General features: G+C 41.5%; 7 protein-coding genes. 2 read left to right on the forward strand and 5 right to left on the reverse strand.

The features are described from left to right. Window positions 1-27 precede the first annotated feature (27 nt). The 4 genes from FBD94_RS24740 to FBD94_RS24755 form a co-directional block, all read right to left on the reverse strand. Window positions 28-363 (reverse strand): hypothetical protein, encoded by a 336-nt coding sequence (locus tag FBD94_RS24740; protein WP_136882207.1) that lies wholly within the window; start codon window positions 361-363, stop codon window positions 28-30. A 53-nt stretch (window positions 364-416) separates the two neighbouring features. Then, window positions 417-788, reverse strand: coding sequence for a hypothetical protein (locus FBD94_RS24745; RefSeq protein WP_136882208.1), 372 nt, complete (start codon window positions 786-788; stop codon window positions 417-419). Then, window positions 785-1,339, reverse strand: a complete 555-nt coding sequence (locus FBD94_RS24750; protein WP_136882209.1) for an RNA polymerase sigma factor — start codon at window positions 1,337-1,339, stop codon at window positions 785-787. Before FBD94_RS24750 ends, FBD94_RS24745 begins: the two co-directional genes overlap by 4 nt. A 193-nt stretch (window positions 1,340-1,532) precedes the next feature. Further along, complete coding sequence (locus FBD94_RS24755; RefSeq protein ID WP_131610816.1) at window positions 1,533-1,724, reverse strand: cold-shock protein; 192 nt, start codon at window positions 1,722-1,724, stop codon at window positions 1,533-1,535. 238 nt (window positions 1,725-1,962) lie between these two features. Here FBD94_RS24755 and FBD94_RS24760 point away from each other — a divergent pair, with 238 nt between their 5' ends. Together FBD94_RS24760 and FBD94_RS24765 are read left to right on the forward strand one after the other, a co-directional pair. Continuing rightward, window positions 1,963-2,952 (forward strand): helix-turn-helix domain-containing protein, encoded by a 990-nt coding sequence (locus FBD94_RS24760; protein WP_136882210.1) that lies wholly within the window; start codon window positions 1,963-1,965, stop codon window positions 2,950-2,952. Window positions 2,953-3,089: 137 nt separating this feature from the next. Beyond that, window positions 3,090-15,941: an MBG domain-containing protein gene (locus FBD94_RS24765; protein WP_136882211.1), complete on the forward strand. Its 12,852-nt coding sequence runs from the start codon at window positions 3,090-3,092 to the stop codon at window positions 15,939-15,941. 30 nt (window positions 15,942-15,971) lie between these two features. Here the strand turns inward: FBD94_RS24765 and FBD94_RS24770 are convergent, their stop codons facing one another. Next, a complete protein-coding gene (locus FBD94_RS24770; protein WP_136882212.1) occupies window positions 15,972-16,943 on the reverse strand; it encodes a c-type cytochrome in 972 nt (323 codons plus the stop codon). Between the last annotated feature and the right edge of the window lie 129 nt (window positions 16,944-17,072).

The following is a 17,072-nucleotide window of genomic DNA, read 5'->3' on the forward strand; positions in this document are numbered from 1 at the left end:
TGAGCTGTAAAAGCTTTCAGCGAGTTTTTATTTTTGCTGTTTTTTCATGATGAGGTAATAGGTAAGAAACCCCATTGCAATGCTAATCAGAACTATGCCATATGGAAGGCTGGATTCATCGGCCGGGTAGGGAAGGAACTCTATCAGAATAAGCCCCGCTCCACCAAATAAAAATATCAGTCCCCATTTAAGTACTTCTGAACCTAAACCGGAAAGACTCATTAGAAATTTCAAACTGTTCTCATCTATTGGACCTGAATCTATGATTCTTTTTTTAAGTCTATAGTTATAAAGAGCGATGATGACGATGGCCACTACAATACAGATGGCTATAGGGGTAAGAAAAATGATTTCTTTTTTCATGTGTTGATCTGTTTATGGCAATTAGACAACTGCCAATTGAATAAAGTTGCAGTTTATTTATTTTCTGAAGTACTAGTTTCCCTGAACGGGTTCTTTTTTATCGTGATATGGTCGAGATATTGGATCAGAAAAAGTAATGGGAATGTGAGGATGAAGATCCATTTATGCTCAGTTATCGACTTGGTGATATGGGTACCATAGGCTTTGTCTAGAAATAGTAAACCCAGGAACAATACGGCCATGGCCGAAATGAAGATAAATGCCCAGCCTCCATAAAACCTGATCCTGTTTTTGCGTTGCAACTGATGCTGTAACTTGTTGCGGACTTTTGCCGAAAAGTCCATCCTCAATCCCTCTTCTGGGGGCGTAGAAAGGGCATTGAATACTAATTTTTCTATATCCTCTTCACTATATTTTTTCATCATACTTCATTTTTTAAGTAATCTTCCAATCTTTCCTTTAGTAGTTTTCGACCACGGAAAAGGTAGCTTTTAATTGTCCCCTCTGGTAATGAGGTAACTTGTTCAATTTCCTGATAGGAAAATTCCTCCAGATGGAATAAGGTTAGTACCATTCTATATTGGTGCGGTAGCTGAGCCATCAGGTAATTAACATATTTGTTCACATCTTTTTTTATCAGTTCATTTTCGGGATCCGTAAGCGTGAAATGGTAATTTTCAATATCCTCAGGGTATTGATCGAAACTGTCTCTTTTATTTTTTTTGATGTGATTTAGTGCCGTTGAATATGCGATTCGTGCAATCCAGGTAGAAAGCTTAGACTGGTAGCTGAAATCTTTAAGGCTTTTGAAAACCTTGATGAATACTTCCTGGCAAATATCCTGGGCATCGTCATTACTGTTCACCAGCTTAAAGCAAATGTGAAAGACTAGCCTTTCATATTGTTTTACCAATAGATCAAAGGCTCTGAGGTCGCCATTAAGAATTTTAGGGATTGCTACCCTTTCATCAAACATCAGCTATTAGACAATTGTCAAAGAAAGAATGTTGCAATAAATTTAAGATTTGATTTTAAATTGGAATTGCCCGCTTTTGCTGATTTTTTCAAACCAAAATTTGGGGCTTGAATTGAAATATCTCGAATAGATATTTGCAATTATGTGTTAAAAAAAGCACCCATAGAAGGATGCTTTTTTTGATGTCTTGGGCTTAACTAAGTTTTACTTTCGTTGCATTTAAGCCTTTTTTACCATTTTCAACCTCGTAAGTAACGTGGTCGTTTTCTCTTACCTTATCAATAAGGCCTGTAACGTGCACAAATATTTCCGGTTCACCATTCTCTGGTACGATGAATCCAAATCCTTTTGACTCATTAAAAAATTTTACTGTTCCTTCTGGCATTGCAATGTTAATTTAAATTTTAAGTATAGGTGCTATTGTTCTGTTAATGTTAAAACAATAATGCAATATAATTATTTTTGATGCTTCAAAACAAATTAAATTACTACAGAATGCCTCTTTAGCTGAAATTTGTCCCCTTTGGGACTTAATGCCGGTAAACGGATGCTAATTAAATAGATACATTGTAATTGTAAGTTTTACTATTACTTTTGAGGTATTAAAATTAACGTACCATATTTTGTCCACCACACAAAAATCATCGCAGGAAGTAGTTCATGAAGATATTGAAGCCGTTATTCAATTACTGAGCAGGGTTTATCCAATGAGCGAAGCGCTAATTCAGGAATTTTATGCCAACATTATCGCTTTGAATCTTAATAAAAACGAAGTTTTGGTAGAAGAAGGTTGTATTTGCCATTATATGTACTTTATTAAGAAGGGTGCACTGATGGGGAGGGCGACACACAACGGTAAGCAGATTGTAACTTATATATCTGTGGAGAACGAGTTTGTGAGTTCTATTTCCGGTCTGTTTGGAGACAATGTTTCAAAGGAAGCCATTGTGGCTGTTGAAGATGTGAGCTTGCTGGCTATGCATTATGATACGCTTCAACGATTATTTTTATCTCATTTTGATCTTAATTTTTTGTTCAGGGTAATGGTTGAACAGTATTATAAAGATGCCCAGGAACGCACTTATATTGTTAGGGTTGGGAATGCCAAAGAAAGATATTTATACTTCATTAAAAACAAACCGGGATATCTGGAAAGATTGCCCCTGGAATGTGTGGCCTCACTTTTGGATATAAAGCCATTAACCTTAATTAAAATACAGAAACAGCATGCTTTATCCTTAAAAAAGGATGAAGACACCGAAGCTTTATATCGTAAAATTGAAGAACACATTAAAGTTCATGAAACTTTTAGAAAACAGGACATCTCTTTAAGCACTTTGGCGAGTGAATTGAGTATTTCGCCAAATAAACTATCTTCAGTTTTAAATCATTATTATAAGCTCAAATTTGTAGATTTTATCAACACTTATCGGGTCAATTATATTAAAAATCTTATGGCCAGCCCAGAGGCTATTCATCATTTTACCATTGAAGCATTAGCAGGGAATGCTGGTTTTGCATCCAGGAGTGCCTTTTATACTGCGTTTAAAAAATTGGTAGGCATGAGCCCCATTCAATATGCCAGAAATATTAAATCAGAAAGACTGGTTTAATTCTCAAGGGCGTATCAATCAGCTTATTTTCTTTTTGGATAATAAAACTTTGTCCTGTTTAATGAATCAGGACAAGCTTGTTCGCGTTCTAGAAAAATTGCGCTTTAATTTCGTGCTCGTAAAACTAGATCCCGTACATGAGAAAAATCCTTACTTATCCCATACTTTTTATTCTTGCCTTTCTTTTTTCAAATGCTAAACTATATGCTCAACCGGGTAATGCGCTTCGTGTTACAGGTACACAATATGTAACTGTTCCTGCTAAAAGCACGCGGATTGCAGATAACTTTACCGTAATGGCTTGGGTAATGCCGACAAGCACATCAGGTGCAATGCATATTTTTAGTACTCGGGAAACCGCTGAGTGTTCTTTTGATATGCAGGTTGTTGATGGGAATAGATTACATGCAGATATAGGAAATGGCAGTGATTTTATAACCACTGCAGCTGATGCAGCTTTTAAGTATACTAGTAATCAGTGGCTGCATGTTGCCTATACTGTGTCGCCAACAGGATATAAAATCTATGCAAATGGTATAGAGATTGGTGCTGGAACACTTTCAGGAGGTCCATTGTTACTTGATGCCACACATAAGATCGTTATTGGTAAGAACGGAACTGAAAACACCTATTTTAAGGGAAACATAGATGAGGTAAAAGTATATAATGCAACGCTCACAGCTGCGGATGTAAAGGCTGAGATGTTGAACACATCTTCAGCTTTACCCGCACAATTGTTAGCCTATTATAATTTTGAGCAGTCAGGAAGTATCTTGAATGATCTGAGTGGTAATGGTTACGATGGGACAGTGACTGGTGCAGGATCATCATGGGTAGAGAGCTACGCCATGGTTATGGCAGAAGGGCCTACAACTACTGGAATAGGGCCTAATGAATTTACAGTTAACTGGGCATCGGCAGTTAATGGAACTGTGGACAATTATCTGCTGGAAGTGTCTCCAAAGTCAGATTTCACGGAACCTCTCATCGGTTCACCCTTTATCGTGACAGGTACTTCAAAAATGGTATCTGCTATGTCGGGTATTACCTATTATTGCCGGGTAAAGCCCGATAAAGCAAGTGTTAGCGGGCAGGGAGCATGGTCAGAAACAGCGACCGCTACTACCGTAGCGACATATGATAAGCTCTCTGCACTAACCCTTAGTGAAGGAACATTATCACAACCCTTTTCGGAAAATCAGCTGTCTTATACAACAATCGTTTCTACAAGTTCTGTACAGCTGGTCGCCAGACAGAACAATCCGGCTGCCCTGATAGAAATGGATATCAATGCTGGGGGATTTCAGGGGCTGACTTCCGGAAGCCAAAATGTTGTTCCCCTGAACATCGGAACGAATATCATTAAAATAAAAGTCAGTGATGGTTCTGCCAGTAGAGTGTATACCTTAACCGTAAGCCGGGTCGTAGCTATAAAACGGTTTGTAAAACCGGTGGCTACGGGTACCAAAGATGGACTTTCCTGGCAAAATGCTTCGGATGATTTGCAGTTGATGATTAACAACTCCATAGCTTTTGACTCTGTTTTTGTTGCTGCCGGGACGTATCAACCCAATCGTACACCGGAAGACCTGAATGTGATCACGATTAAGGATCGGCTTAATTCGTTTTTGTTGAAAGCAGATGTGATGGTTTACGGTGGTTTTACGGGAATTGAAACCCGTTTGGCCGATAGAGATTTGACGCAGATGGCTAACAAAAGTATTTTAAGTGGTGATTTCAACAATGACGATGTGCGGGTGGGGGCTAAGGGTACTTTTGACATTCTTAACCGGGGTGATAACGCCTACCATGTAGTATTTAGTATGGGCGAAGTTGGACATGCCTTGTTAGATGGTTTTACCATTACTGGGGGTTGCGGAGATTATGGGATATACAGGACGATAAATGGTATCCAGTTTGTGAATTCTGATGCCGGTGGGATGGTCCTAAAATCCTCTTCGCCAGAATTAAGAAACCTGAGTATTATAGGCAACTATGGGGATATGGGAGGGGGGATGAACATAGAAAACTCACAGCCAATCATGGACAATTTGGTGATCAGCTGGAATAAAACAAAAAATTTTGGAGCGGGCATACAAAGTATAAATTCTTCATTTACGCTTACAAACTCAACCGTAAGTGACAATGCCGCAATCTCCGCACCTGGTGGTGGTAGTGGTGGTGCTGTATACATAAGAGTTGGAAACCCTGTATTTAAGCATGTTTTGATGACTAGAAACTTTAGTTCGCAATATGGAGGAGCAATATCTGCTGAATCATCATCCCTCATAATCATTAATTCTATCCTATCGGAAAATGAATCGCTTCGTTTCGGTGGTGGGATCGCTTGCCGTGAGCTTTCTTCCCCTAAACTGATTAACGTATCAATCATCAATAATAGAAGTGAGCGGGGCGGTGGTCTATTTATTTCCCAAATTCCTGTCGTTTTAACCAATGTAACTGTTGCCGGAAACTATGCAAGTTTACGTGGCGGGGCAATGGAAAATTTTTTTACAAATGATGTTGTGATCCGCAACAGTATCATTTGGGGCAATAGTGGTCCGGAGGCAAAGATTTACAATCGTACCAGTTCTCCAACTATCAGTTACAGTTTATTGCAGGAAGCAGCTCCGGGAACGGGAAATCTCAGTGTAGATCCGCTTTTTAGAGATGTGCTTAAAGGTGATTATCGTATACAGTTGGGTAGTCCTGCCATAAATGCTGGCAGCAACACTTTTTTCAATTCAGGCCAAAGTCCAGACCTTTCCGCACTGATTACTGATGTGAAAGGGAACCCTAGAAAAGCAGATGGAACAATCGATATGGGGGCTTATGAGACACAAATGCTTTCGGCAGCTTTAAACTTTGACGGGGTTGACGATAAAGTAACTTTCGCAGCTCCGGCGGCAACTGTAAGTGGCAGTTTTACGGTACAGGCCTGGGTACGTCCCACTGATGTTAGTAAAACCATGCATGTCCTCAGTACCAAATCAACAGGTGGGTATGGTTTTGATATTCAGCTTAAAAATGGGAATACCATTCATAGCAATATCGGCAGCAGTGGAGGATGGCTTTCCAATGCTGCGGATGCTACTTTTGATTATAGCACTGGGCGATGGATGCACATTGCTTATACCGTATCACCTACAGGATATCAAATTTATATCAATGGCGAGCTGGCTGGTAATGGAGCTTTTTCGGGAACACCCCTGTTAATGGATGCCAACCACATTTTACAATTGGGTAACAACGGTACGGAGAATACCTATTTTAAAGGCGATCTTGATGAGGTAAGGATTTACAATAAAGCGATGACTCAGGCCAATATTCAAGCTGATATGGTGAGTAGCTATCCGCCTATGTATTCAGATTTAGTAGCCTGGTTTGATTTTGATGAGGGACAAGTACAGGGAAATAATATAGGCATTGTTACCTTAAAAGATAAAAGTGCTAAGGCCTATGATGGGACGCTGAATAGTTTTGCCTCAACTGGAGTAACAAGCAATTGGGTAGAGAGTTATGCGATGGTTGTACCAGGCACTGCTCCAGTCTTAAGTTTATCCGAATCTAGCTTTGAAGCAAAATGGCTTTCACCGGAAATAGGTAAGGTAGACAATGGTTATGTGTTACAGATGGCTACCGATGCTAATTTTACGATGCCAGTTATCGGTTCTCCTTTTACGGTTTCAGGTACCTCGCATACTTTTACGGGTTTAACATTAGGCACAAATTATTACTATAGGGTAAGTGCAGATAAGTTAAGTGTTACTGGAACAGGAGCCTATTCTAAAACCATGATGGCTACAATGCAAAGTTACACACCACCTGGTAATGCATTAAATTTTGACGGTTCCAAGGATTATGTAAGTGTGCCGCCACAGGCAAGAGTTGTTTCAGGGAATTTTACTGTAATGGCTTGGGTAAGGCCCACAAATGCAACTAAAACTATGCATATTCTCAGTACCAGAGAAAGTGGCGACAGCTCTTTTGATATACAATTGGTTGGCGGCAATAAAATACATGCGGATATAGGAACTGGTAGCGCATGGCTCACCAATACTGCAGATGCCAATTATAAATATGAAGCAAACCATTGGCTGCACGTGGCTTATGTAGTTACGCCTGCGATCGTTAGAGTTTACGCAAATGGAGCAGAAGTTGGAGCTGCAAGGGTAAATGGTAATCCTTTGCTTCTGGATGCGACACATTATCTTACGATTGGTAAGAGTTCAACTGAAAGTACTTTTTTTCAGGGTGATATGGATGAAATAAAGATCTACAGTTCCGCATTATCGGCATTAGATGTACAAACAGATATGTTGAATACCAATCCCGTTCAACCATCCACACTAGTCGCTCATTATAATTTTGATCAAGGTGTTACAAGTCAAAGTACCGTTCTTACCGATCAGGGAACTTTAGGGTATAATGGTACCTTGTCTGACTTCTCTCTGACGGGGCAGCAAAGCAATTGGGTTGAAAGTTATGCTATGGTTTTACCTGTACCTATAAGCCATACAGCTGTGTCAGCGACGGGATTTACGGTAAACTGGACAAGCCCGGCAGTGGGGACGGTAGATAATTATATACTTGACGTAGCAACAGACCAAAGCTTTGTTTCGCCTGTGATAGGGTCTCCATTTACTGTAACAGGACTTTCGCAGAGTATTACTGGTTTATCTCAAATCGACAGCTACTATTATAGGCTAAGGGCTGATAAGAATGGTTTTACAGGTCATGGCGCGTATACGCCTACCACAACTGTTGCCTTAATTAATGCGAATCTTTCTGCATTGTTGTTAAGTGAGGGGATGCTGTCTCCGGGTTTTTCATCTGCTGTTTTAAGTTATACTACTGTTGTTCCGTTCGTAACAACCTCATTAACTATTACTCCTACAGCTGTTTTTGTTAATTCTGTGATTGAGCTGAGCATTAATGGAGGCCTGCCACAGGTTGTTGCCAGTGGGGCTGTTTCCGATCCTTTGTCTTTAAATCTAGGTAGCAATATCATTGTTGTAAAGGTGACTGATGAACTTGGAATTACCGTTAAAGAATATACCTTTGCGGTCACCAGAGCACTTGAAAGTCAGGTAATTGTTTTTGCGGCATTAGTCGCTAAAAACTTGGGTGATGCAGATTTTAACTTAACGGCAACGGGTGGAGGATCCGGGAATCCGGTAACTTATACCAGTTCAGATCATACGGTTGCAACCATAAATGGAAATACGGTAACCATTATTGGTGTGGGAACGACAACGATAAAAGCTTCGCAAGCAGGCAATGCAGCTTATAATCCTGCCTCAAATGTAAATCGCTTATTAACTGTAGGAAAAGGTACGGCTACGCTTAGTTTAAGCAACCTAACCGCTATTTATGATGGCACACAAAAATCTGCAATAGTAACAACCAACCCTATTGGTTTATCTGGTGTTTCCATTACTTATGATGGTTCAACCATTGCACCAATTGCGGCCGGTACTTATGCTGTAGTTGCAAGTTTAAGCAATGCAGACTATACAGCAGCTGATGTAACAGGCAGTTTGGTAATTGGCAAAGGAACAGCTACGCTTTCTCTTAGCAGCCTGACCGCTACTTACGATGGTACAGCAAAATCTGTAACAGCAACAACCAATCCTGCCGGTTTATCTGGTGTTTCGATTACTTATAATGGATCATCAACTTTGCCAACAGCCGCAGGTACTTATGTTGTAGTGGCTAGTTTGACTAATGCAAATTATACGGCAGCTGATGTGACAGCTGGTTTAGTGATTGGTAAGGGAACGGCCGCACTAACTTTAAATGGCTTGACTCACACTTATGATGGTACCGCAAAATCTGCAACAGTGACGACTAATCCTGCTGGATTATCTGGTGTCTCTATGACTTATGATGGATCCGCAACTTTGCCAACAGCCGCGGGTACTTATGCTGTAGTGGCTAGTCTGACTAATGCAAATTATACAGCTGCTGATGCAACGGGCAGTTTGGTGATCGGTAAAGGAACGGCCACGCTTACCCTGGGCAATTTGTCTCAAGCTTATGATGGAAGTGCGAAATCTGCCACAGTGACGACTAATCCTGTTGGCTTATCTGGTGTTTCGATTACCTATGATGGCTCTACTACTATACCAACTGCTGTGGGGACTTATGCTGTAGTGGCCAGTTTGACTAATGCGGATTATACAGCCGCTGATGCAACGGGCAGTTTAGTGATTGGCAAAGGGACGGCCACACTTGCATTGAGCAATTTGTCTCAAACTTATGATGGTACCGCAAAATCTGCAACAGTGACGACTAATCCTGTTGGATTATCCGGTGTCTCCATTACTTATGATGGATCCGCAACTTTGCCAACAGCAGCAGGTACTTATGCGGTAATTGCCAGTTTAAACAATACTAATTATACAGCAACGAATGCAACAGGTAGTTTAGTAATTGGTAAAGGAACGGCAATTCTTACGCTGAGCAATTTGACCCAAACTTATGATGGTACCGGAAAATCGGCAACAGTGACGACTAATCCTGTTGGGTTATCCGGTGTCTCCATTACCTATGACGGATCGGCAACTTTGCCAACAGCTACAGGTACTTATGCGGTAGTGGCTAGTTTGACTAATGCGAATTATACAGCAATTGATGCAACAGGCAGTTTAATGATTGGCAAAGGGACGGCTACGCTAACTTTAAGTGGTTTGACGGCTGTTTACGATGGTACAGCAAAATCCGCGACAGTAATCACTAATCCTGTTGGCCTATCTGGTGTCTCAATTACCTATGATGGATCGGCAACTTTGCCAATAGTTGCAGGTACTTATGCCGTAGTGGCTAGTTTGACAAATGCGGATTATACAGCCGCTGATGCAACGGGCAGTTTAGTGATTGGCAAAGGGACGGCCACATTAAACTTAAGTGGTTTGACTGCCACTTACGATGGTACTGCAAAATCGGCAACGGTAACGACTAATCCTGTTGGCTTATCTGGTGTCTCGATTACTTATGATGGATCGGCAACTTTGCCAACAGCTGCGGGTACTTATGCTGTAGTGGCCAGTTTGACTAATGCAAACTATACAGCTGTTAATGCAACAGGCAGTTTGGTGATCGGCAAAGGAACAGCGACACTTACACTTAGTAATTTGTCTCAAGCTTATGATGGTACTGCAAAATCGGCAACAGTAACAACTAGTCCTGCTGGGTTATCCGGTGTCTCCATTACCTATGACGGATCGGCAACTTTGCCAACAGCTACAGGTACTTATGCGGTAGTGGCTAGTTTGACTAATGCGAATTATACAGCAGCTGATGTAACGGGCAGTTTAGTGATTGGCAAAGGGACGGCTACACTAACTTTAAGTGGTTTGACTGCTACTTACGATGGTACAGGGAAATCGGCAACAGTGACGACTAATCCTGCTGGATTATCCGGTGTCTCCATTACTTATGATGGATCGGCAACTTTGCCAACAGTTGCAGGTACTTATGCTGTAGTTGCTAGCTTAAACAATGCCAATTATACCGCAACGGATGTAACAGGTAGTTTAGTGATCGGCAAAGGAACTGCTACGATTTCACTAAGCAATTTGTCTCAAACTTACGATGGTACGGGGAAATCTGCAACAGCAACTACTAATCCAGTTGGGTTATCCGGTGTCTCGATTACTTATGATGGATTAGCAACTTTACCAACAGCCGCGGGCACTTATGCTGTAGTAGCTAGTTTGACTAATGCGAATTATACAGCAGTTGATGCAACGGGCAGTTTCGTAATTGGAAAAGGAACGGCCACTCTTGCATTGAGCAATTTGTCTCAAACTTACGATGGTACAGGGAAATCGGCAACAGTGACGACTAATCCTGTAGGATTATCTGGTGTCTCCATTACTTATGATGGATCGGTAGCTTTGCCATCAGCTGCGGGGACCTATGCCGTAGTGGCTAGTTTGACTAATGCAAATTATACAGCCGCTGATGCAACTGGTAGTTTAGTAATTGGCAAAGGAACGGCAATTCTTACGCTGAGCAATTTGACCCAAACTTATGATGGTACCGGAAAATCTGCAACAGTGACCACTAATCCTGTTGGGCTATCCGGTGTCTCTATTACTTATGACGGATTAGCAACTTTGCCAACAGCTGCAGGTACTTATGCGGTAGTGGCTAGTTTAACTAATGCAAATTATACAGCAATTGATGCAACAGGCAGTTTAGTGATTGGCAGAGGGACGGCTACGCTAACTTTAAGTGGTTTGACTGCTATTTACGATGGTACAGCAAAATCCGCGACAGTAATCACTAATCCTGTTGGGCTATCTGGTGTCTCCATTACTTATGATGGATCGGCAACTTTGCCAACAGTTGCGGGTACTTATGCGGTAATTGCTAGTTTAAACAATGCGAATTATACGGCAACCGATGCAACAGGTAGTTTAGTGATTGGCAAAGGGACAGCGACACTTGCACTTAGCAATTTGTCTCAAGCTTATGATGGCACAGCAAAATCGGCAACGGTGACGACTAATCCTGTAGGATTATCTGGTGTCTCCATTACTTATGATGGATCGGTAGCTTTGCCAACAGCTGCAGGTACCTATGCCGTAGTGGCCAGTTTGACTAATGCAAATTATACAGCCGCTGATGCAACAGGTAGTTTAGTAATTGGCAACGGAACGGCCACTCTTACACTGAGCAATTTGACTCAGATTTATGATGGGATAGGTAAATCGGCAACGGTGACGACTAATCCTGTAGGATTATCTGGTGTCTCCATTACTTATGATGGATCGGCAACTTTGCCAACAACTGCGGGTACCTATGCCGTAGTGGCTAGTTTGACTAATGCAAATTATACAGCCGCTGATGCAACAGGCAGTTTGGTAATCGGTAAAGGAACGGCTACTCTTGCATTGAGCAATTTGACACAAGCTTATGATGGTAGCGCAAAATCGGCAACAGCAACTACCAATCCTGTGGGTTTATCTGGTGTTTCGATTACTTATGATGGATCCGCAACTTTGCCAATAGCCGCGGGTACTTATGCGGTAATTGCTAGTTTAAACAATGCGAATTATACGGCAACCGATGCAACAGGTAGTTTAGTGATTGGCAAAGGGACAGCGACACTTGCACTTAGCAATTTGACACAAACTTACGATGGTACCGGAAAATCGGCAACAGTGACGACTAATCCTGTTGGGCTATCTGGTGTCTCCATTACTTATGATGGATCGGCAACTTTGCCAACAGTTGCAGGTACTTATGCTGTAGTGGCCAGTTTGACTAATGCAAATTATACGGCAACGGATGCAACAGGTAGTTTAGTGATTGGCAAAGGAACGGCTATTCTTACGCTGAGCAATTTGACACAAACTTATGATGGTACTGGAAAATCTACAACAGTAACCACTAATCCTGTTGGGCTAACCGGTGTCTCCATTACTTATGATGGATTGGGAACTTTGGCAACCGCTGCAGGTACTTATGCTGTAGTGGCTAGTTTGAGTAATGCAAATTATACGGCCGCTGATGCAACAGGTAGTTTAGTGATTGGCAAAGGGACGGCTACGCTAACTTTAAGTGGTTTGACTGCTACTTACGATGGTACCGCAAAATCGGCAACAGTGACGACTAATCCTGCTGGATTATCTGGTGTCTCTATGACTTATAATGGATCCGCAACTTTGCCAACAGCCGCGGGTACTTATGCTGTAGTGGCCAGTCTGACTAATGCGAATTATACAGCAATTGATGCAACAGGCAGTTTAGTGATTGGCAGAGGGACGGCTACGCTTACCTTAGGTGGCTTGACTCAGACTTATGATGGTACCGCAAAATCTGCAACAGTGACGACTAATCCTGCTGGATTATCTGGTGTCTCTATTACCTATGACGGATCGGCAACTTTGCCAACAGCTGCGGGTACTTATGCTGTAGTCGCTAGTTTGAGTAATGCGGACTATATAGCTGCTGATGCAACAGGCAGTTTAGTAATTGGCAAAGGAACTGCTACACTAACCTTAAGTGGTTTGACTGCTACTTATGATGGGACAGTAAAATCCGCGACAGTAACCACTAATCCTGTTGGGCTATCTGGTGTCTCCATTACTTATGATGGATCGGCTACTTTACCAACAGTTGCCGGTACTTATGCTGTAGTGGCTAGTTTGAGTAATGCAAATTATACGGCCGCTGATGCAACAGCTAGTTTAGTGATTGGCAAAGGGACGGCTACGCTAACTTTAAGTGGTTTGACTGCTACTTACGATGGTACCGCAAAATCGGCAACAGTGACGACTAATCCTGCTGGATTATCTGGTGTCTCTATGACTTATGATGGATCCGCAACTTTGCCAACAGCCGCGGGTACTTATGCTGTAGTGGCCAGTCTGACTAATGCGAATTATACAGCAATTGATGCAACAGGCAGTTTAGTGATTGGCAGAGGGACGGCTACGCTTACCTTAGGTGGCTTGACTCAGACTTATGATGGTACCGCAAAATCTGCAACAGTGACGACTAATCCTGCTGGATTATCTGGTGTCTCTATGACTTATGATGGATCCGCAACTTTGCCAACAGCCGCGGGTACTTATGCTGTAGTGGCTAGTCTGACTAATGCGAATTATACAGCAATTGATGCAACAGGCAGTTTAGTAATTGGCAAAGGAACTGCTACACTAACCTTAAGTGATTTGATTGCTACTTACGATGGTACAGGGAAATCTGCAACAGTGACGACTAATCCTGCTGGATTATCTGGTGTCTCTATTACCTATGATGGATCGGCAACTTTGCCAACAGTTGCAGGTACTTATGCTGTAGTGGCCAGTTTGACTAATGCAAATTATACGGCAACGGATGCAACAGGTAGTTTAGTAATTGGCAAAGGAACGGCCACTCTTACGCTGAGCAATTTGACTCAAACTTATGATGGTACAGCAAAATCTGCAACAGCAATAACCAATCCCGCTGGCTTATCAGGTGTCTCGATTACTTATGATGGATTAGCAACTTTGCCAACAGCCGTGGGTACTTACGCTGTAGTTGCTAGTTTGACTAATGCGAATTATACAGCAGCTGATGAAACAGGTAGTTTGGTGATTGGCAAAGCAACTGCTATTCTTGCATTGAGCAATTTAACTCAGACTTATGATGGTACCGGAAAATCTGCAACAGTGACGACTAATCCTGTTGGGCTATCCGGTGTCTCCATTACTTATGACGGATTAGCAACTTTGCCAACAGCTGCGGGTACTTATGCCGTAGTGGCTAGTTTAACTAATGCAAATTATACAGCAACGAATGCAACAGGCAGTTTGGTGATTGGTAAAGCAACGACTACTCTTGCATTGAGTAATTTGACTCAGACATATGATGGTACAGGAAAATCTGCGACAGCAATAACCAATCCTGCTGGTTTATCGGGTGTCTCGATTACTTATGATGGATCGGCAACTTTACCAATAGCTGCGGGTACTTATGTTGTAGTGGCTAGTTTGACTAATGCGAATTATACAGCAGCTGATGCAACAGGTAGTTTGGTGATTGGCAAAGCAACTGCTACTCTTGCATTGAGCAATTTAACTCAGACTTATGATGGTACTGCAAAATCGACAACAGCAACTACCAATCCTGTGGGTTTATCTGGTGTCTCCATTACTTATGACGGATTAGCAACTTTGCCAACAGCTGCGGGTACTTATGCTGTAGTGGCTAGTTTAACTAATGCAAATTATACAGCAGCTGATGCAACAGGTAGTTTGGTGATTGGCAAAGCAACTGCTATTCTTGCATTGAGTAATTTGACTCAGACATATGATGGTACAGGAAAATCTGCGACAGCAATAACCAATCCTGCTGGTTTATCGGGTGTCTCGATTACTTATGATGGATCGGCAACTTTACCAATAGCTGCGGGTACTTATGTTGTAGTGGCTAGTTTAACTAATGTAAATTATACAGCAATTAATGCAACAGGTAGTTTGGTAATTGGTAAAGCTGTTGCTACACTTACACTGAGCAACCTTTCTCAAAATTATGATGGAACAGCCAAAACAATAACTGTAACGACTAATCCTGCAAACCTAACGGGAGTAACTGTCACTTATAATGGTGGTAATGTTCCTCCAACTTCAGCAGGAGTGCATACTGTGGAGGCCAGCTTAATAAATGCAAATTACATTGCTGCAAATGTAACCGGGACATTAACCATTGGAAATATCAATCAAACCATCAGCTTTGCTGCATTTACTGATAAGTTGTCTACAGATCCTGTGTTTACGCTAAATGCAACAGCGAGTTCAGGATTGATCGTTACCTACAGTAGCAGTGACCCTACTATTGCCAGAATCATCAATGGTAATCAAGTGGAGTTACTAAAGGCAGGAACAGTTAGTATTACCGCTAGTCAGGCAGGAAATGTAAATTATGCTGCGGCGACGCCTATTACACAATCATTAAAGGTAGTTGATAACCCTGCGCCTGTAGTTATGATTGTAAGCAGTAAAGGAAATAGCATCAATAAAGGTGAGACAACCATTCTTACTGCATCTGGGACTGTGAGTTATCAATGGTCTGACGTTAATGGTCCTATAATAGGACAAAATACGGCAATACTCAGCGTGCGCCCTTCAATTACGACTACTTATACGGTAACGGGGACTAACCAATATGGCCGTAGCAGTACGCAGACCATTAAAATAGAAGTTGTTGAAAGTTTGATGGCTGTAAATTCCACTAATTTGATTACGCCAAATGGTGATGGTATCAACGATTACTGGCTAGTGAATAATATTGACATGTTTCCAAACCATAGTATCAAAATATTTGATAGAGCGGGTAGACTATTATTGTTGCTAAGGGATTATAAAAATGATTGGGATGGCAGAGTAAATGGTGCCGCTCTGGAAGAGGCGACTTATTATTACCTCATTGATTTCGGAAACGGGAAAGAATTTAAAAAAGGGTATATCACCATTGTTAGAAATCAATAAGGTAATTGCTTAAATACAGTAAGAACCATTCTATAGAATGGTTCTTACTTCAACTTTGTTGTCTAATGGTTTTAAGCTTTTTAAATAAGTATAAATTGCTGCCAAATCGTTGCTAGTCATTCCTGCATACATCGTCCAGGGCATTGGCGTGTTTAAATCGGTTTTAGCCAAAGTTGGTAGCTTTGTTGTGCTATCCGCGTAGAGCTTAAATTTCTGAACAAACATTTCTTTTGTCCAGTTGCCCAATCCATTGGTTTTATGCATGGTAATGTTACTAGATCTAATCGTACCTGCTGGTTGCTTAAATTCCATCCCACCGCCAAATTCAGTGCCGGCTATAATGGCACCTTTATCCATTTTACTGTGGCAATCTACACACCCAGCTGCATTGACCAAATAAGCACCATATTTAACGGTGTCCTGCATAGCAGGTATTTTTTGGAAATCTGCTGGTTTAGGACTCATTTTATTGATCAGGCTTACCGGGAAGTCTAATTCGGTGTTCGGTACTTCATTTTGTATTGGGTTTAAGCTGCGGATATAGGTAATGATGCTATAAATATCTTCTTTATCCATTTTCCCAAATCTTTGGTAGCCCATCAAAGGAAATAATGCTTTCCCATCTTTATTAACCCCAGTAGTAATGGCTTTTAAAATTTCTCCGTCGGTCCAATTTCCCAAGGCATGTGGAGTAATGTTGGCTGCGTAAATTTTCCCCGGAAATCCCATATTTTGATCAAAAACCTCGCCGCCTTTACCTAAAGATCCGCTTAGGGGTGGACCAGAAAATAAAGCCCAGTTGCGAGTGCCATGGCAGTCCATACAAGCTGCTACGTGATTTGCAAGGTAACGGCCTCGTGCTAAGCGTGCTGGAGTTGGTTCTATTTTCACCACTGCTGCTGCTCCGGTGTCTGGTAAAGCGCTGTTAATGTACAAACCACCCGCAAATGCAAGAAGGATCACAAAAGCGATCACTATCCCGAGTATTTTTAAAATTTTCATTTATAATTATTTTTTTAAGGTTAAAAATCTATAGTATTATTCATAATTAGCAGTAACACAGCCATAAAAAAATCATTTCTTCGACGAAATACTGAAAACAAGTTTGTTCGTCGTAGGTTCTTTTTTTTC

The organism is Pedobacter hiemivivus (assembly GCF_005144565.1).
GTDB classification, from domain to species: Bacteria; Bacteroidota; Bacteroidia; order Sphingobacteriales; family Sphingobacteriaceae; genus Pedobacter; species Pedobacter hiemivivus.

Bases quoted from the DNA above. Each gene is read 5' to 3' on its own strand.
- FBD94_RS24750 (WP_136882209.1), bottom strand. From the start codon at position 1,339: ATGTTTGATGAAAGGGTAGCAATCCCTAAAATTCTTAATGGCGACCTC.
- FBD94_RS24745 (WP_136882208.1), bottom strand. From the start codon at position 788: ATGATGAAAAAATATAGTGAAGAGGATATAGAAAAATTAGTATTCAAT.
- FBD94_RS24755 (WP_131610816.1), bottom strand. From the start codon at position 1,724: ATGCCAGAAGGAACAGTAAAATTTTTTAATGAGTCAAAAGGATTTGGA.
- FBD94_RS24765 (WP_136882211.1), top strand. From the start codon at position 3,090: ATGAGAAAAATCCTTACTTATCCCATACTTTTTATTCTTGCCTTTCTT.
- FBD94_RS24740 (WP_136882207.1), bottom strand. From the start codon at position 363: ATGAAAAAAGAAATCATTTTTCTTACCCCTATAGCCATCTGTATTGTA.
- FBD94_RS24770 (WP_136882212.1), bottom strand. From the start codon at position 16,943: ATGAAAATTTTAAAAATACTCGGGATAGTGATCGCTTTTGTGATCCTT.